This is a genomic window from Haloarcula sp. Atlit-47R, assembly GCF_003665985.1.
In the GTDB taxonomy this organism is placed as follows: domain Archaea; phylum Halobacteriota; class Halobacteria; order Halobacteriales; family Haloarculaceae; genus Haloarcula; species Haloarcula taiwanensis.
In genome coordinates, this window is the sequence record NZ_QPLQ01000001.1 from 1,312,249 (window position 1) to 1,336,295 (window position 24,047).

Consider the following 24,047-nt stretch of genomic DNA (forward strand, 5'->3'; position numbering starts at 1 on the left):
TCGGGTGTCCAAAGATGACAAGCGAACTTTCAGAGGCGGCGGAGGAGGTACTCGACGAGATCGAAGAGAAGAACGTCGACTTCCTTCGGCTCCAGTTTACCGACATCCTCGGCACGATCAAGAACGTCTCGATCACAGCCGACCAGGCAGAGAAAGCGTTCACAGAGGGCATCTACTTCGACGGGTCCTCCATCAACGGCTTCGTCCGGATTCAGGAGTCCGACATGCGCCTGGACCCGGACCCGTCGACGTTCTCCGTGCTCCCGTGGAGAGAAAACGTCGAAGGTGGTTCGAGTGCCCGCCTCATCTGTGATGTCATCGACACCTCGACCGGCAAGCCGTTCTCCGGCGACCCGCGTGGCGTCCTGAAGCGTGCCATCGAGCGCGCAAACGACATGGGCTATACGGTCAACGCCGCACCCGAGCCCGAGTTCTTCCTCTTCGAGGAAGACGAAGAGGGTCGCGCGACCACCAAGACCAACGACGCCGGTGGCTACTTCGACCTCGCGCCGAAGGACCTCGCCTCCGACGTGCGCCGTGACATCATCTACGGCCTCGAAGACATGGGCTTCGACATCGAAGCCTCCCACCACGAGGTCGCACAGGGCCAACACGAGATCAACTTCACCTACGACGACGCCCTGACCACGGCCGACAACGTCGCCACCTTCCGGTCCGTCGTTCGCGCCATCGCGGCCGAACACGACCTGCACGCGACGTTCATGCCAAAGCCCATCCCGAAGATCAACGGCTCCGGCATGCACACGCACATCTCGCTGTTCACCGAGGACGGCGAGAACGCGTTCCACGACGAGGACGACGAGTTCAACCTCTCCGAGACGGCAAAGAGCTTCACCGCCGGTATCCTCGAACACGCACCGGCCATCACCGCGGTCACCAACCCGACGGTGAACTCCTACAAGCGGCTGGTCCCGGGCTACGAAGCCCCGGTCTACGTCGCCTGGTCGGACCGCAACCGCTCGGCGCTCATCCGCAAGCCGGCCGCCCGAACCCCGGCCGCAAGCCGTATCGAGGCTCGCTTCCCCGACCCGTCGTGTAACCCGTACCTCGCCTTCGCGGCGCTCATTCACGCCGGGCTCGACGGTATCGAGCGCGACCTCGAATGCGAGGACCCGGTCCGGGAGAACATCTACGACTTCGACGAAGAGAAACGCGAGGAGTACGGCATCACCACGCTGCCAGAGAACCTCGGCGAAGCCGTCGATGAACTCGAACAGGACGAAGTCATCAGCGACGCGCTCGGCGAGCACGTCTTCGAGAACTTCGTCGAGGCAAAGCGTCAGGAACACAAAGAGTACCTGGTCGACGTCTCCGACTGGGAACTCGACCGCTACCTCGAGAAGTTCTAAACGGCCACCGCTTCAGTATTTTTTCGCGAGTCGCTCACCAGCCAGCGGTAGCGTCAGCAGGGCTCCGGTCCCGAGCGCCGCAAGCAGCGTGACGGCAACCGGTGACGGGTCTAATCCGAACGTCACGCCGAGGAACGTTCCGACTGAGACAACGCCCAGCAACGCCGTGATACCGACACCGTGCCGGGTCGGCTCCGGAATCGTATCACCCAGTCGCGACCAGACCACAGCGCCCGCGACAGCAACGCCTAACGCTCCGGCCGAATTACGAGAGACGCCGCTGACGAGCAGCCCTATGACGGCGATGACAGCCGCGAGTCCGAACACCCGCTCGGGCGTTTTGAGCGTCCCGAGGGCGAGTGCGAGGGCCGTCCCGGCGATGACAAAGCCCGCGAGGATGTCGGCGAGGTAGTGGACGCCCAGTACTAGCCGAGAGAGTCCGATGAGGGCAACGATTGTCGCGGCGACAGCGGTGCGCTGTCGGCGCGTGCCGACCCGGAGCGCCCACGCGATACCGCCCCAGACGAGCAGCGAAAGGGTGGCGTGGCCGCTCGGGAAGCCGAACCCTTCTCCGGTCGCCATCGACTTGTAGACGCCCCGCAGCGCCGCTGGAAGTAGCTCGGCGTGGGTGGCCGTGCCTGCCCCGGGCGGCCGCGGCAGTGCAAACATACCCTTCAGTGACACGACGAGCGCGACACCGACTGCGAGCAGCGCCACCAGCATCGCCGTCCGGTCGCGAGTGAGGTCCCGACCGAGTTTCGGTGTCCACGGGCCGAGCCAGTACAGCAGGCCACAGGCCAGAAAGGTGAACCAGAAATCCCCAAGCTGGGTGAGCAGCGCGAACAGCACGACGACTGCACCGGGCAGCGCCGACAGCACCTCGGTGACGCCGACAGCCCGTATCACTGTCGCCAGTCGCGCACGCGGTCGATGAGCCGTCCGGGGAGGCCGGTGGCAGTCAGTGTCACGCCGACCGCAATCATGATGGTATAAAGGCCCAGCACTGACAGCCAGATGACCAGCATCGCCAGCACGGCCCACATGCCCTGCAGGTAGTAGAACGCGCCAAGGGTCATGATCGTGCCGTACAGCAAGACGATGTAGGGCCCCCACTGTCGGGCGTGGCCGCGGCGCATCCGGCGGCGGACGTACTGCTTGAGGTCCGATTTCACCTCGTCACGGTGGAGCGTTCGGTCCTCGACGTCCTCGCGGAACGATTCGAACTCCTCGCGGAGGTCCTGCAGTTCCTCGTCTGTCAGCGCATCGGCGTCTCGTCCGGTTCCGGCCGGCGGGGGCGTGTCGGTTTCGTCAGCGTCCTCACTCATCGCTTTGCCGGACCGTCGGTGCGATACCTGTTGTAGTTGCCGGTCCGTGAGCGCCGCGTTGACCGCTGCCCCCACGAGCAGCACCTGTCCGGCGAAGTAAAACCACGTCACGAGCAGCAGGACCCCGCCGATGATCCCGTACACCTGATAGGAGTCGGCCTGTGCCGCGTAGACGTTGAACCCCGTCCCGAGCACCGTCCACCCGACACCGGCAAACACTGCGCCGGGGACGGCCTCCCGCAGCGTCATTTTCTGATCGGGGAACAGGTAGTACAGCGGAAGGAACGCGATCGCCAGCACGGGCACGAGCGCGAGCCCGCCGAGCGCGACTTGCACACCGAGTACCGTCCCGAACGCGCCGATGATACCGAGCCCGACCAGTGCGATGCCGATGCCGCCCAGCGCGGCCAGCCCGTCGACGAGTTCACCGACGATGGAGTCGGGGCCGTCCGTCCCGTAGACGCGACTGAAAGCTGTATCCAGCCCGCGGAACACCTTGAGCGCGCTCCAGAGTGTGACGCCGACACCGAGCACAGTCGCACCCCCGCGGCCGGCCCCGCTGGTCAGCGCGTCTTCGAGCAGTGTCGACGCCGCCGGCGTAAGCACGTCACCGGCGGCGCTGACGACTCGCTCGGCGAAGGCCTCCCCGCCCGCCAGCGTACCGACAACCAGCGTCAGCAACAACAGCGGCAGCAGGGAGACGAACATGTAGTAGGCGATGCCGGCTGCGAGAAAGGAGACCTCCTCCTCCCGTACCGTGCGGATGACCTCCTGACCGACGGAGACAGCGCGTGTGCGGTCCACGCGAGCATGTCGGAGTGGGGCTACAAATATACTGTCGACTGATTGATGTCAGTCGTCGAGCGCCGCGTCGGGCCGGTAGGATCGGCTCACGGTCCGCCACGTCCCCGAGTGGAACCGATAGTAGGTCACAGCCGCGGGAACCGCCGTCTCGAACACCAGCGAGGCGTACAGCGCAAGCGTGCCCAGCGGCGTGACGTAGCCGAGATACGCAAGCGGGAGGGCGAACAGGTACATCCCGGCCAGCTGTGAGTAAAACGGCCAGCGCGTGTCGCCGCTGGCACGGAGCGGTCCGATTGCGCCGCCGTCGACGCCCCGGAACACGACACTGCCACACGCGACGGCGACGAACACCGTCACCAGCGGGAGCACCGCGGGGTCCGAGACGAACAGGCGGGCGATGCCCCGTGAGAACGGGAGCAGTGTCGCTGCGACGACGATGTACACCCCGATACTCAGCCGGAGCACCGTCTGTGCCCAGACGCTCGCCTCGGCCTCGTTCCCGTCGCCCAGCGCCTGCCCGACCAGGCTACTGGACGCGAGACTCAGGCCCCAGTTCGGCGTATCGAGCAGCGCCCGGACGCGAAGCGCCACGACGTAGGCCGACACCACGCCCGGTCCGAACAGGCCGACGATGAACAGCCGCGGGAACTGCGCACCGGTCCGCGCGAGGTTGGCCCCGACCAGCGGCGTTCCAGTTTCCGCGAGGTCCCGCCCCAGTCGTCGGTCGAGGAACGGGCGCGACACCGGAACCCGGACCGGAAACGCGCCGATGATCGGCAGGCCACCGCGAGCTAGCCCCACCGCGAACCCGACCGTGACCAGCACGTTCGCGATGACCGTGCCAAGCGCCGCACCGACGACGCCGAGGCCGAACCCGAAGATGAAGACGGCGTTCAGCGCGATGTTGACGACTGCGCCGCCGGCCCGCAACAGCATCGGCGTCCAGGCGTCGTCGGCCCCGACCAGCGTCCGGCTGCCGATAAGATTCAGTGCGGCGAAGGGGACACCGAGGGCGATAATACGCAGGTACTGGACCCCGTACCCGACGGCTTCGGACCCCGTTCCAACGCGGTCGACGAGTAGTCCGGGGACGACCCAGTACGCCGCCGCCAGCGGGAGTGTCAGCCCAAGCACGACAGCGGCGCTGGTCGTGACGGTGACCGCCAGTTCCCCGTCGGCGTCGGCCCCGTACCGCTGTGACACCATGCCGATTGTCCCGCCGGCAACACCTGCGCCCAGCGCGAACACCAGTTCCCAGAACGGCGCGGCGAAGCCGACGCCGGCGATGGCGGTCGGTCCGAGCGCCAGCCCCACCATCGCCACGTCGACCGTTGACTTCGACATCCGTGCGAGCCCGGTGACGATTCGGGGCCAGGACAGGTCCGTCGCCCGGCGGACCCGCTCGTGCTCGACGAGGTCGTATCGTGCGAGCAGACTGCCGACGAGCAGTAGGACGCCACGGACCGGATTGAACGTGAAGGGCACGTCTCGCCACTGCTTTGCGGTCGACTCCGAAAGGTGTTAAGAAAGCGACGCCGCCCTCACAGGGTTTATACAGCGCCGCTGCAACGACCGGATATGGATACGGAAGCGGCCATCCGGCACGGGACGATGCAGGTAACCGTCCTGTTGCTCGTCGCGGCCGCGCTGGCTATCGGCTTCGGCGTTGCCGGCATCGGTGCGTCCCTGCCGATTGTCGTGGGGCTGCTGGTACTGACGGCTGTTCTGTTTGTTGCCCGTCCGGACGCGGACCGGTTCGGTCCCGTGGCTGGTGTCGATGTAGGCGGTATCGCCCGGTCGCTGTGGCTCGCGCCGCTCGTTACGGCGCTGGCGCTGCTCGTCCGCCTGTCGGCCACACCCGGAGAGGTACAGGCCATTGGCGGGCTGCTCGGTCTCGCGGGCATGGCGAACTACTTCCTGCGCCCGGTGTACCTGCTCGGCTACGATTTCGTCGCTGCGGTCCGGGAGAGCGTCGGGCGGGCGAACGGTCGGTAGGCATCGCTTCAACGCACATTTCTGTCGCAATCTGTGGCACTGTCCCCGATTCCCGATTCTACGACTCCGCCGTCGCCTCGCGGATTTCCACTACGTCGGCGTCCGTTTTGAACGTCGTCCCGCCGTAGTGCGTGCGTGAGGCCTCGTAGCCGGCGTCGCGCAGTTTCTCGATGAAGGTGTCCATCGCCTCCGCGCCGCGGCCCCAGCGCTTGCAGAGGCGGTGCTGGTCGTAGTGGGTCGGCGTGTCGAGTTCGGCCGACAGCGTCGCCAGCAGGTCCGTCGCCTCGTCGGCGGTGCCCATCTCCTCGGTCGCGTGGTCGGCGACGGCGTCGGCGAACTCGGGCTCGCAGGTCCGGCCGAGCCAGATGGGGCCGGCAGTCTGGAGGTGTTCGCCACAGACCGGGCAGGCGTCGGGCGCGTCGGCGATGAGGCCGCGGTCGTGGTCGCGCCAGAGGCAGTGCTGGCAGTGGTGGACGTAGCCGAGTTCGTCGATGCAGTCGTTGGCCACTTTCGCCCCGTGGTCGAACTCAAGATAGGTCCGGGCGTAGTGTTTCGTCGCGTGGCTGAGAATCGGCCGGGCGGCGATGTCGTACCGGGCGGCGGTGCGGACCATCGCCGACAGGAGGACGCGCATCCCCATCTCGGCGTGGAACTCGGTGTTTCGCGGCACCGCGCCGTACGACCGGACGCCGCTCTCGAAGTGGGCCCCACACAGCGGCGCGGTGTCGGTGGCCGTCACACAGAGGAGGTGCTTGGTCCCCTGGACGGCCGCGTCGGCGAAGGGAATGGGCGTCCCGAACGGGTCCACGTCGACCACGTCGAAGGCCTCCGAGTGCATGAGGACGTTCGCGTCCGACCGCCGGACCGAGGCCGCGAGGTCGTTGCGAGCGAGGTTCTCCTCGCACAGCGCCGTCGCGTCGTCGTCGATGTCACACAGCGTCGTCTCCCAGTCGTTGGCCGCGGCGCGGACGCCCCGGATGCCGCTGGCGGCGGTGGCGTCCAGATACGTCGACACGCGGGGGGTTCGCTCGCGGTAGGCCCGCAGCGCCGCCACGGTGATGTCGCGGTTCAGCTCCTGAACGGGGTTGAAGAACACGTCCGCGCCCTTCCCGGCGTCGGGCTGTTCCGGCACCGTGACGCTCACTCGGCCCTCACTGACGCGCATACTCCCCGGTCCGTGCGTGCGCCGTTAAGTCGTTCGGACCTCGGTTTCGTCTCTGCCACGGGGTGTCATAGAACCGTTCACAGCCCTGTTGTGGTTCTCGATGAACGGTCGGTACAGTCACCAATGTGTTTCACAGACACGCGCAGAACAGCCTACTTCTGGAGGTCGAATGCCACTGCTACCTGTTCAAGTGCCGGATATACGAACCGATATCGACCGGAGACGAGTTCAGGACACACAATAAAATCTTTCTCGTCAGGAACAACCCCCTCTTCGGTCAGGCGGAGCGACCATTCAAATACCTTCCCGGGCGGATTCTCAGTAGCCAGATCTATGTATTCAAAGTCATCATCCCCAGTTTTACCACGAACATCTTGCCATCCATCTTCAGTGAGAAGCTCGAACTGGTAATCGTGTTTAAGCCCTAGACTGACGGTGCTATTAGATGTGTTTGTCAACGTGATTTGAGCTGTGTCACCGTATTCAAACGCCGTATCATTAACCCGTAGAGATACGTTTTCAGTATCTCCCCAGGAAATATCGTCATACCTTGGCGGATGGCGAGTGAAATTGCTCTTCTCACACGAGAGTTCTTCAACCGGCTCCCAAGGACCATCTGTTGGCCGAACGTGACCACTGAGTTGATCTCTTGTTATCTCAGTACCTTCAGTCGGTTTTTGGTCAGTAGTCTCAGTGTCCGTTTCTGCAGTTGTCTCGATCGGATTGCTACCGGTACCTGAGCAACCGGCGAGTCCGAGGAGGCTGGAGGTGGCTAACAGGTAGCGTCTTCGACGCATGCCTGCCGACGTTATCTGTCTTGTATAATATGTTTTGTGAGCGAGATTTGTGTATCGTTCTCAGAATTTAACGCGTACGCATCCTCACTGAGAATACCGGCTGTGTAATCCACACCACACAGTCAGCGGGCCGTCTCCACGACTCTCACTGTCTCGCCGCTTCGGTGGCCGTCCGCTCCTGTGGCAGCCGCACGGTCGCCGTCGTCCCGTCGCTCGTGTCGAAGTCGAGGTCCCCCTCAAGCGTCGTGGTCGTCCAGCGGACGAGCCAGAGGCCGATGCCGCTGCCGTGGTTCAGGTCCGTCTCGCGGCCCCGCTCCAGCACGCCGAGTTCGTGGTCCGGCACCCCGGGACCGTCGTCGCTGACTGTCACCACCACGTCGTCGCCCTCGATTGTTGCGCCGACGGTGACGGCGGCGTCCGGGACGTGCTGGAGGGCGTTCTCGACGAGGTTGGCGAGCAGAATCTCTAACAGGGCGGGCTGGGTCGTCAGCCGGAGGTCGTCCGGTATCTCCACGGCGACCGAGCCGCCGTACTCCTCGCGGGCGGCCGCCACGACCTCGGCGGCGAGGTCGGCCAGCACGACGGGTTCGGGGGCCGCGTCGCCAGCCCCGGCTTCCGCGAGGGTGCGGGCCTTCTGGCCGGACTCGACCAGGCGCGTGACCGACCGCTCGATGGTCGTCGCGTGGTCGGCCTGTTCGCCGTTGAGCTCCGACGCCAGCAGTTCCGCCCGAGCCTGGATGACGACGCTTTCGTTGCGGACGTTGTGTCTGAGAAAACGGTTGAGCACTTCGAGGCGGCGCTCGCGGCGGATTTCGTCGGTGATGTCCTGAAAGACGACCGTGTAGCCCAACTGGGTGCCCGCCTCGTCCCGGAGCGCTGTCTGTTGGACTTTGAACTCGCGGTGTCGACCACCGGCCTCAACGGACACCCGTGAACTCCCGCCGTCGGTCGCGATGTCGTCGTCGCCGAGAAAGTCGTTCAGCGGCTCCGTCAGTGTCTCGTGCTTGTCGACGGCGAGCATCCGCTCGGCGGCGGGGTTGAGGTTCACCACGCGGCCCTGCCCGTCGACGATGGCGACCGGCGTGGCGATGTCGTGGATGGCCGCCCGTTCGCCGGCCCGGCGGGTCGCCGGGTGGAACTCGAACATGTCGCTGCGGACGAACGCGTACAGGTCCAGGGCGACGTGGGGCAGGAACATGAGCGTCGTCAGGTTCACCGCCGGCACCGGCCCGACGCCGCCGGCCCACAGCAACACCGCAGCGCCGGGCGGTATCGGACTCAGTCCGACCGCCAGCGCCTCGCGCCGGTACAGCGGGCCGTAGCTGACGACCGTATCGAACACCAGCAGGGTCCCGAAACTGACGAACAGCATCGCGACGATAATCGTGAGCAGCCCGACCGGCAGGACGGCGTACTCGGCCCCCGCGCCGCCGGCAGCCGGTACGACACGGAACCCCTGCCAGACCACGGTATGGAGCGGGTTCGTGACGACGAGCGCCGTGCCGGCCAGCGGGAGCGCTGCCACAGCCCGATACCACCAGCTCTCCAGGACGGTCGTCCGGCCGGTGTATCCCAGCGCAAAGGAGAGGAAACAGAAGCCTATCCAGATGATGCCCAGCCAGGCGACCATCTCCAGCGCGAGGCGAAGGGTCGGGTCGAACACGAGCAGCGCCGCGCCGTAGGCGAAACACCAGACCGTCTGCGTGACGATGGTGGCGACGAACCACTGCGCGCCGGGCTTGCCCCAGTGGGCCCGGAGGCGTGTCAGTAGATACACAGACCCGAGTCCCGAGGCGAACGAGCCAAGCGCCAGCCACGGGAGGTCCATGCCGGACGAAGCCGCCGCTCCGTGTTTACCCTTCTGGGCACAGTACAAGCATTGATAACTCCCCGCCGGGCTCCTGAAGCCGACGCCGTTTTGTCACCCCTTTCCGTAGCATGGCTGTGACCGGAGTCGAGGAGTGGGTGGCCGACCTCGAAGCCGCCGGGGAGCTGACCCCCGACGCAGTGTCGGCTATCGTCGACGTCCACGGCGACCGCGGCCACCAGGCCATCGAGGCCGTCGGCGAGAGCCGGGTCAAGCAGTACCGGGATTTCACCGTCGTCGTCGGCCACGACGACGAGTACATCGTCGAGGACGGCGGCTGTACCTGCGCCGACAGCGAGTACAACCTCGACGCCGAGGACCCCGACCAGCTCTGCTGGCACGCCATCGCCGTCCGCGTCGCCGAGGCCATCGACGCCGTCGACGAGCACGATATGTGGTACTCCGAGGTTCGGGAGTTTCTGTAGACCCACCTTTTTCGACGGGGGCCTCGCGCTCGCCGCTGGCGAGCGCTCAACCCCCGTACAAAAACGTGGGCGAAAAAGGCCGGACTCGCCGCACCGCGGCGAGTCCGGGGAAACCGCGCCGGAGGCGCGGTACGCCTGTGGTACGGCTTCCGCACCACCCTGCTACCGCACTGCTCCGCTCCTGCTACCCCCCGCTACCGCTCTACCGCCCGCCCAGCGCCGTACGTAATCCGCCCGTCCAGCGAGAACCGGAGCACTGACCGGGTGCCGAGGTCCAGCGCGCGGAGCGTGTCGGCCCGCTCGTGGTCGCCCGGAGCCACGGCGACGCGCCCGCTCAGCGGCGCGGCCCCCAGTTTCCCCTGGAACGCGACGGGCGTCCGTTCGAGTCGCCCCTCCCGGACCGCGTAGCTCGCTATCCGCTCCCGGCGCTTCCAGGTTCGGGGCCAGTCGATTCTCACCGTCGCCACGCGGTCGCCGTCTTCGACGACCGTCGTCTCGCGGCCGGTCGCGTCGTCGCGGTGGTCGATGTCGGCGACTGTCTTCGGGTAGCCCCAGATTTCGTCGCCGAGGGCGCGTGCGGGTTCGGTCGTTACCGGGAGCGACCAGACGTAGGCCCCGGCCGCGCGGGTCAGCAGGGGGAGCAACGGCGGCCGCCGCCCGTCCGGCGTCGCCGCGATGGCCACCGCGAACTCGTCGTATGGGGACATCGCGTCGTCGCCGATGCGGTGGTACTCGACACAGAGGAGCACGACCGCGGCTCTCCGGGCCGTCGCCCGAACCGGCGTCAGTCCCTCGGGCAACAGCGACGCCGCAACGTCGTATCGCGCCGGCAGCACCGCGCCGGCGACCGTCGCCTCGGTGACCAGCGGGAGCGTCACCTCGTGGCCCGTCGAGAGCCGGACCCGGTCGCCGTCGGCGAGTCGCGTCACAGCCACCGCCCCAGCGCCGCGCTCACGCGGCCGAACCCGCGGTGAATCGGGTCCTGCAGTCGCGCCGGGAGCCAGTGAGTCCACCGGACGAACGTAGCGAAGGCCCCGACGGGGTAGCGGGCCTTCGGTGGGTCGTCGGTCGCCGCGGCCAGCACCGTCGCGGCGACGGCCTCCGGCGTCGTCGCCAGCGGCCCGCCGGTGAGCACCCATCCGTCCTCCAGCGCGTCGTAGGTCCGGTCGTAGGTCGGTGTCCGGTCCGCCTCGGTCAGGCTCCCCAGCGCGCCCTCGGCGAAGCCGGTCTCGACCCACGCCGGCTCGACGAGCGAGACGTGGACATCGTCTTCCCCGGCGACCTCTATCCGGAGCGCGTCAGAGAGCGACTCGATGGCGGCCTTCCCGGCCGAGTATGCGCCCAGCCCGGGTGAGGCGGTGTGGCCCAGCACGCTGGAGACGGTGACGATGCGCCCGCCGTGTTCGCGCAGTTCCGGGAGCACTGCCTGTGCGAGTCGATGTGGGCCGTGGACCAGCACGTCGAACTGCTCGCGAACGTCGTCGCTGGCCACGTCCTCGACCGGGCCGGCGACCCCGTAGCCGGCGTTGTTCACCAGACAGTCGAGCCGGCCGGTCTCCGTGCTGATTTGGTCAACAACAGTCGCTATCTGTTCGTCGTCGGTCACGTCGAGTTCGAGACAGCGACAGCGTTCGCGGATAGCTGCCGGAAACGCGCTTTCGATGTCTGTCGCGTAGACCGTCCAGCCGTCGTCGGCGAACGCCTGCGCCGTCGCGGCACCGATGCCCGACGCCGCACCGGTGAGAAGCACGACAGCGTCATCCGTAGACATACGAAGAAATCGACTTCCCGGACTCAGTGTTCGAGACAGTAGTCGACGTAGTTCTGGAGGATACGAAGCCCGGTCTCGCCCGACTTCTCCGGGTGGAACTGCGTGCCGAAGACGTTGCCGGCGTCGTTGGCGACGATGGAGGCGAAATCCGTCCCGTAGTCCGTCGTCGCCACCGTCGCGTTCTCGTCGTCCGGGACGGCGTAGTAGGAGTGGACGAAGTAGGCGTGCTCCCCATCCACGCCCTCGACGAGCGGGTGGTCCCGCGTCACGTCGAGTTCGTTCCAGCCCATGTGCGGGACGGTCTGGTCGCGGCTGAACCGGACGTTCTGTCCGGGGATGAGGTCGAGCCCCTCGGCGTCGCCCTGCCCTTCGTGGTCGGCCTCCTCGCTTGTCGTCAGGAGCATCTGCATCCCGAGACAGATCCCGAACAGGGGCTTTCCGGCCTCGGCCTGTTCGACCAGCGCCTCGCGGAACGGGCCGGCGTTGTCCATCCCTTCGGAGAAGGCCCCGACGCCGGGCAGAACGATGCCGTCGGCCGCGTCGAACTCCGCGGGGTCCTCTGAGAGGGTCACGTCCGCGCCGGCGCGTTCGAGGCCGCGCGTGACGCTCCGGAGGTTCCCCAGTCCGTAATCGACGACGACCACGTCCGCGGTCGTCTGTCTGACACTCATACGTCGTCGTAGGCGAACGGAGGGTAAGTGATTTCCTGTTCGCGCAAGGCTGGACTCAGAACTCGCCGAGCCGCGACTGTCCGCTCCGAGCGTCGGTGAACTCCGCGGCGGTTTCCAGCGCCGCCTCGAACGTCTCCTTCTGGCTCGGGTCGTACAGCGTCGCCGCCGGATGGACCGAGACGAGGATGCGTCGTGGCTGACCGGCGATGGCCACGTCGAACACGTCGCCCGCTTCGCCCGTGACGGCCACGTCCCGCTCCAGCAGGTGCTCGGCCGGGACTTTCCCGAGCGTGACCACGACCGCCGGGTCAACACGGTCGATCTCGGTTTCCAGGTACTCCCGGCAGTTCGCCAGTTCGCCCGCCCGCGGGTCGCGGTTGTCCGGCGGGCGACACCGCACGCAGTTCGTGATGCGAACGTCGTCGCGGTCAAGGCCGGCATCGCGTAGCCCATCGTCCAGCACGTCGCCGCTGCGACCGACGAACGGCTCGCCCTGTTCGTCCTCGTTCGCGCCGGGAGCCTCCCCGACGAACAACAGATCCGCATCCGCGGGGCCGACACCGTTGACGATGCGCGAGCGCGAGTGACAGAGGTCATCACAGCGCTCACAGCCGACGACGTTGAGGCCGTCCATCTGCTCCATGCGCTGCCGTTTGCACTGGGGACTCTCAAACGCAGCGGTCCGCCGCGCGGTCGCCGACGAGGCCGCCGGTACCGATTACCGTTTCACACCCGTTGCTTCGATCTGCACCGCCGCGTCGTTCGGCAGGCTTGAAACGCCGACGACGGTCCGTGACGGTCGCTGTCCGTCGAAGAACTCCGCGTACGCCCGCTTGACTGCCGGTAGCTCGTCCATCTCGGCGAGGTACACGGTCGTGCGCAGCAGGTCGTCCGGTTCGAGGCCGGACTCGGCCGCCATGGTCCGAACCCGGTCGAGCGCGTCACGTGTCTGCTCCCGAACGCCGCCGCTCCGGGCCGTCTCCCTGTCGGGGGTCTGCCCGTCGAAGAACACGAGCTGGCTGTCCTGCCGGCGCGTCCCGTAGACGCTGCGGTCCGTCGGCTGGTCGCTTTCGTACCGGGTGACGGTACTGTCGACGTTGCGCTGTTCGTTCCGCTCTACCGATTCGACGGTCTTCCTCGTGCGCGTTCTGCTTTCGGCCATCGTGATCCTACGTACACCGTGCCGTACAATCAGTGTGAGTTTAGTAATAGCTAAAGAATTGCCTGAGTCTGAACAGGGCAGATAGCCTTTTCCTCCACTTTCTGAGAACGCGTTAGCGATAGGTAAGCCAGTCACCGGCAGCGTCACGCCATCTCGACCAGGCCCCGCGCCGCCAGTCGGGCGACACGGAGCGGTTCCGGACGGCCGCCCTCAGGCGTGAACGCGCGGACGACGTCGGCGGCGGCACTGTCGCTAAGGCCGACGCTCCGGACGTACACTGTCTCGTCGTTCACCGTCACCGGTCGGCGCTCCGGCTGGGCGCGGTAGGTCGCCAGCCGGTCCTGTACGACATCGGAGTCGTCGAACGCCTCGCGGATGGCCCCTTCCAGCCCCGGCGAGGACTCGAAAGTGACAGAGACGACTGGCAGGTCGGTGTGGCCGTGAATCTGTTGGAGGTCAAGTATGTTGAACCACGCCGGCGCGATACCCGCCACCAGCAGGTAGCGGATGTCCTCCCGGTCCAGTCGGTCAACCATCGCACACACCGTCTCGGTCGCGTCGCTCCCACCGACCGTGGCAGTGCTGAAAACAAAGCCGTCAGTCACTCTACTGGCGCGGACGACAGCGCCAGCGAACTGACTGGTTTCCGCTCGGTACGACTCCGCAACGCCGAGGGCCCGTGCCCCTGATTTCACGTGTTCTGGTTGTCTTTGATGTCTTCCAGTCTGTCGAGTAGTTCGTCGTTCGACGCGGTGAACTCGTATTCGATGTCGCCCTCGTGGGCGTTTTCTTCAGCATCGAGGCCGTCCTCGTCCTCGAAGTCTGTGTCGTACTCCTGATTGTCTTGTTCCGATTCGTCGTAGCTCCCGAACCCCATGGTACGTGTACAACTATGACGTTCACAGTAAAAAATCACTCGCCGATCCAATCGTATAAGTGAATTAATACGACGGGGCGTCGCTCTTGGAGACGCTGTGGCGACCGGCAGCCGGGACAGTACACTCAAGCGGGCCGCGCCACAGGGTTCGTGTATGGACGTTCACAACGTCACCGCCGAGGCCGAGACGTTCACCTGCAACGCCTATCTCGCGACCGGCGAGCAGACGACGCTGGTCGACGCCGGCGCGATGCGCGGCGTCGTCGACGTCATCCGCGAGCACGTCGATACGCTCGACGCCGTCGTCTTGACCCACCAGCACGGCGACCACGTCCAGCAGCTCGACGCCGTCCTCGACGCCTTCGACGTGCCGCTGTACGCCTACGGCTCCCATCCACGCCGGGACCACGCACTCGCCGACGGCGACACGCTCACCGTCGGCGACGAGGAGTGTGAGGTCATCTACACGCCGGGCCACGCCGACGACCACGTCTCGCTCGTCTCCGAGTCGTCCCTGTTTTCCGGTGACGTGGTTGTTCACGACGACGGCGCGTTCGGCGACGGCTCCTTCGGCCGCACGGACCGCCCCGGTCAGTCCCGCGAGCGCCTCATCGAAAGCATCGAGACCCTCCTCGACCGCATGCCTGCCGGCGTCGAACACATGTACTCGGGTCACGGCGGCGTCTTCCACGGCGATGTCCGCGAGGTCGTCGAGCGCGCCCTCGAACGGGCCGAGCGCCGCGAGCCGAAGTATCCCGACGAGTGACCACCCGAAACCGGCACAACGCTCTCGTGGGCGGGCCGATATTCGACACCATGAACCAGCGACTTCTGACGGGGGCGGCCCTGGCGCTTTCCGGCGTTGTACTGGCCGCCATCCAGGTGCTTCACGCGGTCCAGCAGACCCGGATTCCAGTGGCGGTCGCGGTAGATGCGCTCCCCTTTGCGGCGATGGGGCTGGCGATAGCGTACGCGGGCGTCTGGCTCGCTCGCGACACAACGTTCGAGGGGGCAGCGTCCCGGGTGGCCGCGTGGGCCGCCGGCGGAACTGTGACGTTCGCCGCTGTGGCGGCGCTGCTGTTGTTCAGCCAGCGCGTGACCTCCGGCTCACTCGCCCGGGCGTCGTACGTAACGGTCGATCTCGTTACCGTTGGCGCGCTGGCCGGTGTTCTTGTCGGTCTGTACGACGCCCGGAGCCGCAGTCGGCTCCGCGAACTGGCGGCCGAGCGCGACCGCATTGAGGCGTTCGCCGGGAAGGCGGCCGACGTGAACAACTACGGACGCGCCATCGCCAGCGCCCCCAGCGTCGACGGCGTCGCTGCCTTCGTCGTCGAGGCCTTCGGCACGATGACCGGCATGGAGGAGACGGCCGTCATCCGGCTCAGGGACGGCGATGCGGTGGCGCTCGCGAACACGATTCGAACCGTGCCGGTCGACGCCGTCGGCTCGCTCGCACGGGAAGTCCGGACACAGCAACAGGGCGAGGTCACCGTTCACGACCGGCCGTTCGCCGTCGACTTCCCCGAGTCAGTCACCGATTGCGTGTCGGCGGTGGTTCTGGACGACGCGGACACGACGACAGTCGTTCTCTCAGTGACGACAGACGAGACGACTGTCGGCGAAGAAGACACAAAACTGCTGGAACTCATTGTCTCACACGCATCGGTTCGCCTGGCGACGCTCAACCGGCAGGCAGTGGACAAAGACCCAACTGACCGGTAGCGAGCTGCCGACGAAGTGCCACCGGATACCGGCGGCAACTGATCCGAAAATTAGGCGCTGCGGGTTTCTTTCGCCTTCGGACGCAGGTTGCCGTAGCCACACTTCCGGCACTGTTGGGCGCGCTCTGGGTTCCGAGCGTTACACCGCATGCAGATCTGCTTGTTGAGGAGTCGATCGGACGCTGTCTCGAAGCTAGCCATGCGCGATTATTTCCGGTGCGCGCGTTTAAGCTTTGAGTTTCGGGTCGGGTCCAATCCGCGTGAAACGACACCGAGAGCCGGACCGTCTCCCGTCTCGGCTGCACAGACAGGCACCGGATGGCACTTCTGGCTGTCTGAACACAGGCGGTCACCGCCAGTCGTCGCTGGCTTTAGATGCCCAAGCGGCGAAGCCGGGGTATGTACGAGCAGGTCGCAGACTTCCCGGTCACCGTCGAGCGCTGTGCGTTCGAGCGCCGAGAACGGGCGACGTCCAGCGGATTCGACCGGGTGACGACCGGTATCCGACTCTCCGGCGCGGGGAAAACCGGCAGTGGGGAGGACGTGACGTACACGACAGAGGCCCACGATGCACTGCAGGATGCCGACGCGTTGCAGGGCGCGGACTTCCCGCTGGTCGGCGAGTACACCGTCGATTCCTTTTCGACGGCGCTGGCCGAGGCCGACCTGTGGCCCGAACCCCCAGACGAGGAGCGCTTCCGTCACTACCGGCGCTGGGGGTTCGAGAGCGCGGCGCTCGACCTGGCCCTGAAGCAGGCCGACACGGACCTCGGGTCGGCGCTCGGACGGCAGTACAACCCGGTGAACTTCGTCGTCTCGACGCGGCTCTCGAACGCGGACGACGACACGCCACCGACGGCTGACAGACTGGCGATGCTGTGTAAGCGTTACGGCGACCTTTCGTTCAAACTCGACCCCACGCCGTCCTGGAGCGACGCCCTCATTGACGAGCTGACGGACTACGACGTTCGGGTGCTGGACCTGAAAGGGCTGTACGAGGGGACGGATGTCGACGTAGAGGCAGACCCCGAGTTCTACCGCCGCGTCGTCGACGGCCTCCCGGACGCGCTGATTGAGGACCCCGACCTGACCGACGCGACTCGGCCGGTTTTCGACGGACAAGAGGCGCGCGTCACCTGGGACGTGCCTATCACCGGCGTCGAGAGCATCGAGGCGCTGCCGTTCGAACCGGAGTGGCTCAACATGAAACCGTCCCGTTGCGGGACCGTCGAGTCGGTGCTTGCGACCATCGACTACTGCGAGGAACACGGCATCGACCTGTACGGCGGCGGCCAGTTCGAACTCGGCGTCGGCCGCGACCACATACAGGCGCTGGCGTCGCTGTGTTACCCTGACGGGCCGAACGACGTCGCGCCCGGCGGATACAACGACCCCGAGCCGAATGCGGACCTACCGACGAGTCCACTTACGCCACCTGACGAGCCGGCCGGAATCGGGACCGGGTTCTCGTAGGCGACCTTAGATATGAAGCCGAAGTTACATTATTGTACGCATACTAACTATTGTTATGCGGTGTCAAGTCTGCGGAGAACGCATCGACGACGTGCTGGAGGCACACGCACGGCAGGCCTGTCCACACTGTGATGCGCCGCTCCTCGAAAAGCCAGCAACGCCACAGTGACTACTCCTCGGCGAGGTAGTCGTCCTGTACGTCGATGACGTCGCTCGAATCCTCGCAGTTCGCGTACCGTCCCAGCGGCTCCTCGTTCAGTTCCAGAAACGTGTGGCCCCAGGAGAACGTCGACAGAATCCGTTCGGCGTGGTCGCGCTCCCCGAGAATGACGAGTGCGCCGGCGAACGCTTCGACGGTATTGAGCTGGAAGGCCGTCCCGTAGTTGACCGGATTGCCGGCGACGAGAAACGGGAGCGAGCGGTGTATCCCCTCGAGGTCGAACGCCTCCCGTTCGGCGGTCTCCCAGGAGCAATCGAGCGCGACCAGGCGGCTGTGGCGAGCGCCGTCGCCGGCGGTCGGCCGGTCGGCCGGGGACAGCGCCTGCTCGGCGAAGGGGTTGAGCACGATTCCGGGCGGCGTCGACCGCGTCGCGCGGTGGAGTTCGGCCTCGTCCATTCGGGCCAGCTTCCGCGCGCTACATTTGTCGGGGTCGTCGTCACCCTCATACCGGACGTGCAGTTCCACACGAACGGTACCACCGTGGCCGATAAAAACGCCTCGCTCTGCGATAGTGTGCAAACACTGTTATAGCCGGCCTCAGTTGTACAACGTGTGCTTTCAGAGGGGACAGCGGCACCACTGTTCGAACTACCGGCGCTCGTTGATGGCGACTGCCAGCGAGTCGGACTGGCAGACTATCTCGGCGAGGATGTCGTCATCCTCGTGTTCTATCCGGCGGATTTCAATCCGGCCTGTGACGAGACGTCCTGTGATCTGGACGAACTCGACCTCTTTACGATGCAGAAAGACGTGACTATTCTGGGGATCAGCCCGGATTCGGTGTACAGCCACCGGGCTTTTGCCGACCGCTACGGCCTGAAAATTCCGCTGCTGTCCGACACTGACCACGAGGTCGCCCGCGAGTACGGACTCGACTTTATCGACGATATCGGCCAGCAGCTCATCGAGCGCGCCGTTGTCGTCATCGACCACGACGGCGACGTGCAGTACGCCTGGAGTACCGACGACCTTCAGGCACTTCCCCGTGTCGGAGAAATCAAAGACGCTATCGCGGACACCGGCGGTGACGACACTGCGTTCGCCCGCTACCGCGTCGGCCACGCCCACTACACGGAGGGGCGGCGCGCATTCACGTCGGCGATGAGTGCCTTCGGCGAATCGGAGTGGATGGTCGCACAGGGCGACTTCCAGCAGGCACGCGACGAGTTCGCCGACGCCGAAGACCACTTCGACACCGCTGTTCGGTTCGTCGACGACGAGTCTCTGAGACCGATTTACGAGGACGCAAAGACGAAGGCGAACTCGCTGTGGCAGGCCAGCGACTGGCTCACACAGGCCGCCCGTGCCTACTCTAGCGGGAACGGTGCCGAGGGCCAGCAACTCCGCGACGACGCGGAGCGGCCGCTTGAAACCGCCCGCGGCTACGAGGAACCCCCGGACCCTGACGGTCCGTGGCCGCCAGATGTGGAGACGCTGGAAACAGAGGCAGACGACGACCGACCAGCCTTCCTCACACAGGACGAGACGGCTGTGGATACTTCGCTCGACGTAGATATCGACGAGGAAGTCGAACAGACGGACCGCGAACTGTCTGAGACAGCGCCGCCGCCTGAGGACGCCGATGCGGCCGATGACACGCGAGATGGTGCCGATGGGCCGACGATAGAAGCAGCCGAGGAGACGACGGCGGGGACAGCTGACCAGCCACCGAATTCGGCGGAGACTTCGACCAGCGACGCGACCGCTCTTGCGGACCAGTCGACAGCGGCGGAATCTGATGCTTCGTCGGCCGACGACGGCCCGCCGGAGTCGGTGTCGCCGCCGGACGGGGACGGTGAGCTTTCGGACGTTGATGACACCGATATCGAGGAGATTCAGGCCGAACTGGCCGCCAGCGACGCCGAGAACGAGCCGACGGAGCCGCTGGACGAGACCCCGACCGCGATGGTCGAAGCGCCTCCAGACACAGTCGGTCGCGGGGACGACGCTCCCACACAGGATGCGCCGGACGGCGAGCAGTCGACCGCCGGCTCGTCGCCGGACGCCGCCACCGCCTCAGGGACGGAGACCGACGACGCAGTTGAGCTGGACCTAGCCGACCCGACGGGCGACGACGGCGACACGGGAGAAGCAGCCGAACCGGGACACACTGACGATGCTGTCCCGGACGCAGCTGACGAGCCGTCCGATGCGGAGAGCGATAGAGACACGCCTGACGACCACGAAGCAGACCTGTGATGCGACCCGCGCTTCTTCGGCGGACACGGGCCTACTACGACGCCATCGACGGCGACGACTACGACCAGTTGGCCTCGCTGCTCACCCCGTCGTTCGTCCACGACCGCCCCGACCGGACCATCGACGGCCGGGACCAGTTCGTACAGTTCATGCGTGAGGGACGGCCCCAGATGGACACCACGCATCCGCTGGACGGCCTCTACTGTCGGCAGAAAGACAGCGCGGCCGAGTCGATAGACGGCGACGACACGGCGACGGCGGAAGTCATCGCTCGCGGTCGCCTACTCGATGCTGACGGTGAGCGTATCGTCGGGTTCGTCGACGTGTTCACCTTCGCCGGGGGCGACATCGAGCGCATCGAGACGTACACGCGCTGATGCTGCCCGCTCGCGGCGTTATTAGTTCACCCTCCCGGTAGCGACAGCCGAACGCCGTACATCGACCCGTCGGCTTCGGTTCCGACGAGCGCGTCCACGGTCCACGGGGTCTCGCTGACCGCGTCGCGGAACCCTGACGGCGTGACCACCAACAGGTCGGTCCACGGGCCGGCCAGCCCGTCGTACTCGACGCGGAAGGTCCGGTAGGCGACACCGGGCTGGACGAGGTGGGCCGCGTCAGTCTCCGGGTCTGCCCGGTCGAGTGTATCCATGTCGGCAACGAGACGACCACCGGGCCGCGTCACCGCCGCCAGTTCGGTGAGCGTCGTCCGGAGGTCGGCCAGCGAACTGCCGAGGCCGAGTTGCTTGCCCAGGGCGACGACGGTATCGAACCCGTCACCGGGTGGCTGTCGAAGGCCGCCGACCACTGCATCCGTGACCCCGCACTCGCGGGCGACAGTGACGGCTCCCGGACTCCGATCGACCGCCAGCACGCTGTGGCCGCGCTCCTGCAGTGGGAGCGTGTGCCGGCCGACGCCACAGCCGGCGTCGAGGACACGTCCCGTCACGTCCGAGAACAGATCCCGCTCGATAGGATGCCATTCCGACGGCCGCTCGAAGTAGCCTGCCAGATGTGCCTCGGTCACATCGTCGTCGTCGCGGCGATAGCGGGGCCGTTCGGCGAGGTCCCCGCGGTGGAAGTCCAGTACCATCTGCCCGAAAGCGTCGTCCGGCATACTTCGGCAGTGCCGGCGAACGAATGTAATACTGTATTGAAATATGGCTCCGTGTAACACGCCCCGTACGAGAAAGCGGGAGACCGGCCGAGTGCAACGGACCGCGGCAGCCTACTCTTTCTCGCCCGCTCCGACGGCGCTCTCGCCGATTTTCTCGGAGCCTTCGATGACTTCCTGACCGCCCATGTACGGGCGGAGGGGTTCGGGCACAGTGATGGTCCCGTCGTCGTTCTGGTAGTACTCCATGATGGCGACAAGGACGCGGGGCACGGCCAGTCCGGACCCGTTCAGCGTGTGGAGGTAGTCGGCGGACTCGTGGCGCTCGGGGCGGTACCGCAGGCCGGCGCGGCGCGCCTGGAAGTCCTCGAAGTTCGATACCGAGGAGACCTCGAGCCAGCGGCCACCGCGGTCGGGACCGTCCTCCATGTCGTCGCCGGGAGCCCACACCTCGATATCGTACTTCTTGGCCTGCGTAAAGCCCATATCGCCGGTACACATGTCGAGGACGCGGTAGGGGAGTTCGAGGCGGTCGAGCACTTCGGCAGCCTCGTCAAGCAGGCTCTCAAGCCGGTCGTAGCTGTTCTCCGGGCGGACGAAGTTGACGAGTTCGACCTTGTGGAACTGGTGGACGCGGACGTATCCTCGCGTCTCGGTCCCGTGTTCGCCGGCCTCACGGCGGAAGTTCGGTGAGAACGCCTGATGTTTGACCGGGAGGTCGTCGTCCAGTAGAATCTCGCCGCGGTACATGTTGGTGACCGGTACCTCCGCTGTCGGGAGCAGCCACAGGTCGTCGCTGTCGTAGTCGTCGTCCTGTCTGGCTCCGACGCGGTAGGCGTCCTCGGCAAATTTGGGGAGCTGGCCGGTCCCTTCCATCGAATCGGAGTTGACGGGAATCGGCGGGAGTACGTCGACGTACTCCTGCTCGCGGTGGACATCGAGCATGAACTGGACGAGCGCGTGCTCTAGGCGCGCGCCCTCGCCCTTGACGAACTGGTAGCCGCCGCCGGACACCTTCGCGCCACGCTCGAAGTCGAGCAGGTCCAGCTCCTCGCCGAGGTCGTAATGCGGGACGACCTCGTCGGGCAGGTCCCGCAGGTCGTCGAATCCCTCGCGGTAGCGCTCGACGTTGTCTGCCTCGTCCTCGCCGGTCGGGACTGACTCGTGAGGGATGTTCGGCAGTTCAAGCAGGGCGTCTTCCAACTGGGACTCAAGTTCGTCGGCCCGCTCCTCGATATCCTGCAGTTCGTCTTTGAGTTCCTGCGAGCGGTCGATGGCCTCCTGTGCCTCCTCGTCCTTGCCCTCCTGTTTGAGCTGGCCGATTTTGCTCGACACTTCGTTGCGTTCCTGTCGCAGACCGTCGCCTTCGGCTTTCAGTTCCCGCCACTCCTCGTCTATTTCGAGGATTTCGTCGAGGTCGACGCCCGTGACGCCCTTCCGCTCGATAGCGTCACGAACCGTCTCGGGGTTCTCCCGGACGAACTGTCTCGATAACATGGCCGACGGTTCTCGACGGCAGAAATTAGTCGTGTCGGTCCCGCGGCAGAGCGACCCCGGCTGTCGGCCCGTCCCGCTACGACTCGCCGCCGACCTTGGTCGCAAGTACCGGGACCGGCGAGGCCCGAACGACCGACTCGGTAACGCTGCCGATGAGTTCCCGGGACGGTCCGGTCCGGCCCTCCGTCGCCATTACGATGATGTCGATGTCGTGGCGCTCGACGTACGCCACGACTTCCTCGTGGGGCACGCCCTGTTCAACCGCTGTCGTCACTGCGTCGATACCGGCGTCTTCGGCCTGTGCACGCAGGTCGTCGACAGCCTGCTGCCCAGCGTCGGCGAGGCGGTCGTAGATGCTGCTGTCCTCGAAGTCGGGAATCTGGTCGACTACCTGTTCGGTTTCGAGGACGTGTAGCGCGTGCAGACTCGCGTCGTGGCGCTGTGCGAGGTCGATGGCGTGTTCGGCTGCAGTGGCAGACCCGTCGGAGCCGTCGGTCGGAACGAGTACGGCGTCGTACATACAGTGGTGTTTCTGAGTCCGGGTAAATGGCTTTGCCCTTCCTAACTACCAGTTGTCAGGACAGCCGCAGCACAACGGTTTTGCCCCCGCCGGTCACGAGGAACTGTATGGGAATCGGTGACGTTTACGAGGTGACGGTCGGGGACTGCACGGACGTCCACTACGTCGACACCGGGATGTACGACGTAGCCGAGTACGGTTCCGTCTACATCATCGACGCCGAGCGACCGGCACTGGTCGACACTGGTATCGGTGCGCGACACGAGAACATCCTTTCAGCCATGGAGTCAGTCGGCATCGCGCCTGAGGACCTGGAAGTCATTGCGGCGACCCACGTCCATCTGGACCACGCTGGCGGGGCCGGCTACCTCGCCGAGGACTGCCCGAACGCGACGGTCTACGTCCACGAATCCGGCAAGCGCCACCTCGTCGACCCCGAGCGGCTCTGGGAGGGGACCAAACACGCCGTCGGTGACCAGATCGAGTTCTACGGGAAGCCGGTCCCGGTCGCCGAAGACCGTATCGAGACGCTAACCGACGGCGACGTGATCGACCTGGGTGACCACTCCCTCGAAACTCTGCACGCGCCGGGCCATGCGCCACATCAGGTCGTCTTCTACGACCCTGCCATCGACGGTGTGTTCACCGCCGACGCCGCCGGCATCTACAACCCGTCGACCGACGAGATGCACGTCACGACCCCGCCGGTCAACTTCACGCTCGACCAGGCGCTCGACGACGTGGCGATGATACAGGACCTCGACCCGGACATCCTCATGTTCGGCCACTTCGGTGCCGTCGAAACCGGCGATAAGCTGGAAACATACACCGAGATACTACCTGAATGGGTCGCCGAGGTCGAGCGAAAACGCGAGGAACTGGACGACGACGAGGCAGTCATCGATTACTTCGTCGAGCGGGCCGACACCGATACCTGGGGCGAGCGAAAGGGCCGCGCCGAGATGCGCCTGAACGTCCGCGGCGTCCTCGTGGCGCTCGATAACCGGAAAGAATAGTCAGTGTCATAACGGGCCTGAAACTGGGTGATGGTGCCCCCGTCTGCCGGTGAGTGAATGC

General features: G+C 65.9%; 27 protein-coding genes. 9 read left to right on the forward strand and 18 right to left on the reverse strand.

Going from position 1 to position 24,047, the window contains the following annotated elements:
- Positions 1-14: 14 nt before the first annotated feature.
- Complete coding sequence (gene glnA, locus DVK00_RS06845) at positions 15-1,370, forward strand: type I glutamate--ammonia ligase (protein ID WP_101348879.1); 1,356 nt, start codon at positions 15-17, stop codon at positions 1,368-1,370.
- Between the two features lie 12 nt (positions 1,371-1,382).
- Here the strand turns inward: glnA and DVK00_RS06850 are convergent, their stop codons facing one another.
- From DVK00_RS06850 to DVK00_RS06860, 3 genes are read right to left on the reverse strand one after another with little or no spacing between them, the layout of a single operon-like run.
- Complete coding sequence (locus DVK00_RS06850; RefSeq protein WP_121535986.1) at positions 1,383-2,276, reverse strand: phosphatase PAP2 family protein; 894 nt, start codon at positions 2,274-2,276, stop codon at positions 1,383-1,385.
- Complete coding sequence (locus tag DVK00_RS06855; protein WP_121577479.1) at positions 2,273-3,499, reverse strand: YihY/virulence factor BrkB family protein; 1,227 nt, start codon at positions 3,497-3,499, stop codon at positions 2,273-2,275. The genes DVK00_RS06850 and DVK00_RS06855 overlap by 4 nt, the downstream gene beginning before the upstream one ends.
- A gap of 48 nt (positions 3,500-3,547) precedes the next feature.
- Positions 3,548-4,984 carry an MATE family efflux transporter gene (locus DVK00_RS06860; protein ID WP_121577480.1) on the reverse strand — a complete coding sequence of 479 codons (1,437 nt, stop codon included), beginning with the start codon at positions 4,982-4,984 and terminating at the stop codon, positions 3,548-3,550.
- 93 nt (positions 4,985-5,077) lie between these two features.
- On the opposite strand from DVK00_RS06860, the gene DVK00_RS06865 reads away from it, so the two are divergent.
- A complete protein-coding gene (locus DVK00_RS06865) occupies positions 5,078-5,494 on the forward strand; it encodes a hypothetical protein (protein ID WP_101348883.1) in 417 nt (138 codons plus the stop codon).
- Between the two features lie 58 nt (positions 5,495-5,552).
- Here DVK00_RS06865 and DVK00_RS06870 read toward each other — a convergent pair whose 3' ends face one another.
- The 3 genes from DVK00_RS06870 to DVK00_RS06880 form a co-directional block, all read right to left on the reverse strand.
- Complete coding sequence (locus DVK00_RS06870; protein WP_121535992.1) at positions 5,553-6,659, reverse strand: tRNA (guanine(26)-N(2))-dimethyltransferase; 1,107 nt, start codon at positions 6,657-6,659, stop codon at positions 5,553-5,555.
- Positions 6,660-6,811: 152 nt separating this feature from the next.
- Positions 6,812-7,456 carry a hypothetical protein gene (locus DVK00_RS06875; protein ID WP_233560766.1) on the reverse strand — a complete coding sequence of 215 codons (645 nt, stop codon included), beginning with the start codon at positions 7,454-7,456 and terminating at the stop codon, positions 6,812-6,814.
- Between the two features lie 145 nt (positions 7,457-7,601).
- The gene (locus DVK00_RS06880; protein ID WP_121577481.1) at positions 7,602-9,284 is read right to left on the reverse strand and encodes a histidine kinase N-terminal 7TM domain-containing protein; all 1,683 of its coding nucleotides are present in this window, start codon (positions 9,282-9,284) and stop codon (positions 7,602-7,604) included.
- A gap of 110 nt (positions 9,285-9,394) precedes the next feature.
- Between DVK00_RS06880 and DVK00_RS06885 the strand changes: the two genes are divergently transcribed.
- The gene (locus tag DVK00_RS06885; RefSeq protein WP_101348886.1) at positions 9,395-9,748 is read left to right on the forward strand and encodes a hypothetical protein; all 354 of its coding nucleotides are present in this window, start codon (positions 9,395-9,397) and stop codon (positions 9,746-9,748) included.
- Between the two features lie 194 nt (positions 9,749-9,942).
- Here DVK00_RS06885 and DVK00_RS06890 read toward each other — a convergent pair whose 3' ends face one another.
- From DVK00_RS06890 to DVK00_RS06920, 7 genes are all read right to left on the reverse strand, one after another.
- Positions 9,943-10,677, reverse strand: a complete 735-nt coding sequence (locus DVK00_RS06890) for an acetoacetate decarboxylase family protein (protein ID WP_121577532.1) — start codon at positions 10,675-10,677, stop codon at positions 9,943-9,945.
- Positions 10,674-11,519: an SDR family oxidoreductase gene (locus DVK00_RS06895; protein ID WP_101348887.1), complete on the reverse strand. Its 846-nt coding sequence runs from the start codon at positions 11,517-11,519 to the stop codon at positions 10,674-10,676. Before DVK00_RS06895 ends, DVK00_RS06890 begins: the two co-directional genes overlap by 4 nt.
- 23 nt (positions 11,520-11,542) lie before the next feature.
- Positions 11,543-12,190 carry an imidazole glycerol phosphate synthase subunit HisH gene (gene hisH, locus DVK00_RS06900; RefSeq protein ID WP_101348888.1) on the reverse strand — a complete coding sequence of 216 codons (648 nt, stop codon included), beginning with the start codon at positions 12,188-12,190 and terminating at the stop codon, positions 11,543-11,545.
- Between the two features lie 55 nt (positions 12,191-12,245).
- Positions 12,246-12,833 carry a uracil-DNA glycosylase family protein gene (locus tag DVK00_RS06905; protein WP_101348889.1) on the reverse strand — a complete coding sequence of 196 codons (588 nt, stop codon included), beginning with the start codon at positions 12,831-12,833 and terminating at the stop codon, positions 12,246-12,248.
- Positions 12,834-12,908: 75 nt separating this feature from the next.
- Positions 12,909-13,352, reverse strand: a complete 444-nt coding sequence (locus DVK00_RS06910) for a RidA family protein (protein ID WP_101348890.1) — start codon at positions 13,350-13,352, stop codon at positions 12,909-12,911.
- A gap of 143 nt (positions 13,353-13,495) precedes the next feature.
- The gene (locus DVK00_RS06915) at positions 13,496-14,047 is read right to left on the reverse strand and encodes a DUF99 family protein (RefSeq protein WP_101348891.1); all 552 of its coding nucleotides are present in this window, start codon (positions 14,045-14,047) and stop codon (positions 13,496-13,498) included.
- Positions 14,044-14,229, reverse strand: a complete 186-nt coding sequence (locus DVK00_RS06920; RefSeq protein WP_004515979.1) for a DUF5786 family protein — start codon at positions 14,227-14,229, stop codon at positions 14,044-14,046. The genes DVK00_RS06915 and DVK00_RS06920 overlap by 4 nt, the downstream gene beginning before the upstream one ends.
- Before the next feature lie 154 nt (positions 14,230-14,383).
- Here DVK00_RS06920 and DVK00_RS06925 point away from each other — a divergent pair, with 154 nt between their 5' ends.
- Both DVK00_RS06925 and DVK00_RS06930 read left to right on the forward strand, forming a co-directional pair.
- Positions 14,384-14,995: an MBL fold metallo-hydrolase gene (locus tag DVK00_RS06925; RefSeq protein ID WP_121536170.1), complete on the forward strand. Its 612-nt coding sequence runs from the start codon at positions 14,384-14,386 to the stop codon at positions 14,993-14,995.
- Between the two features lie 50 nt (positions 14,996-15,045).
- Positions 15,046-15,951: a hypothetical protein gene (locus DVK00_RS06930; protein ID WP_101348892.1), complete on the forward strand. Its 906-nt coding sequence runs from the start codon at positions 15,046-15,048 to the stop codon at positions 15,949-15,951.
- A gap of 50 nt (positions 15,952-16,001) precedes the next feature.
- Here DVK00_RS06930 and DVK00_RS06935 read toward each other — a convergent pair whose 3' ends face one another.
- The gene (locus DVK00_RS06935) at positions 16,002-16,151 is read right to left on the reverse strand and encodes a 50S ribosomal protein L40e (protein ID WP_004515982.1); all 150 of its coding nucleotides are present in this window, start codon (positions 16,149-16,151) and stop codon (positions 16,002-16,004) included.
- A gap of 198 nt (positions 16,152-16,349) precedes the next feature.
- Between DVK00_RS06935 and DVK00_RS06940 the strand changes: the two genes are divergently transcribed.
- Complete coding sequence (locus DVK00_RS06940) at positions 16,350-17,423, forward strand: hypothetical protein (RefSeq protein ID WP_121577482.1); 1,074 nt, start codon at positions 16,350-16,352, stop codon at positions 17,421-17,423.
- A 169-nt stretch (positions 17,424-17,592) separates the two neighbouring features.
- On the opposite strand, the gene DVK00_RS06945 is transcribed toward DVK00_RS06940, so the two are convergent.
- Positions 17,593-18,108, reverse strand: a complete 516-nt coding sequence (locus DVK00_RS06945) for a DUF367 family protein (RefSeq protein ID WP_101348894.1) — start codon at positions 18,106-18,108, stop codon at positions 17,593-17,595.
- Between the two features lie 87 nt (positions 18,109-18,195).
- On the opposite strand from DVK00_RS06945, the gene DVK00_RS06950 reads away from it, so the two are divergent.
- Positions 18,196-19,842 carry a redoxin domain-containing protein gene (locus DVK00_RS06950; RefSeq protein ID WP_121536007.1) on the forward strand — a complete coding sequence of 549 codons (1,647 nt, stop codon included), beginning with the start codon at positions 18,196-18,198 and terminating at the stop codon, positions 19,840-19,842.
- Entirely contained in the window at positions 19,839-20,219 is a 381-nt protein-coding gene (locus DVK00_RS06955) for a nuclear transport factor 2 family protein (protein ID WP_101348896.1), read from the forward strand. Before DVK00_RS06950 ends, DVK00_RS06955 begins: the two co-directional genes overlap by 4 nt.
- Before the next feature lie 26 nt (positions 20,220-20,245).
- Here DVK00_RS06955 and DVK00_RS06960 read toward each other — a convergent pair whose 3' ends face one another.
- The 3 genes from DVK00_RS06960 to DVK00_RS06970 all read right to left on the reverse strand — a co-directional run bounded on the left by DVK00_RS06960 (position 20,246) and on the right by DVK00_RS06970 (position 22,970).
- Complete coding sequence (locus DVK00_RS06960) at positions 20,246-20,956, reverse strand: bifunctional 2-polyprenyl-6-hydroxyphenol methylase/3-demethylubiquinol 3-O-methyltransferase UbiG (RefSeq protein ID WP_101348897.1); 711 nt, start codon at positions 20,954-20,956, stop codon at positions 20,246-20,248.
- Positions 20,957-21,067: 111 nt separating this feature from the next.
- Positions 21,068-22,450: a serine--tRNA ligase gene (gene serS / locus DVK00_RS06965; protein WP_101348898.1), complete on the reverse strand. Its 1,383-nt coding sequence runs from the start codon at positions 22,448-22,450 to the stop codon at positions 21,068-21,070.
- 76 nt (positions 22,451-22,526) lie between these two features.
- Entirely contained in the window at positions 22,527-22,970 is a 444-nt protein-coding gene (locus DVK00_RS06970) for a universal stress protein (protein WP_101348899.1), read from the reverse strand.
- 107 nt (positions 22,971-23,077) lie between these two features.
- On the opposite strand from DVK00_RS06970, the gene DVK00_RS06975 reads away from it, so the two are divergent.
- Positions 23,078-23,986, forward strand: coding sequence for an MBL fold metallo-hydrolase (locus DVK00_RS06975; protein ID WP_121577483.1), 909 nt, complete (start codon positions 23,078-23,080; stop codon positions 23,984-23,986).
- Positions 23,987-24,047: the final 61 nt, after the last annotated feature.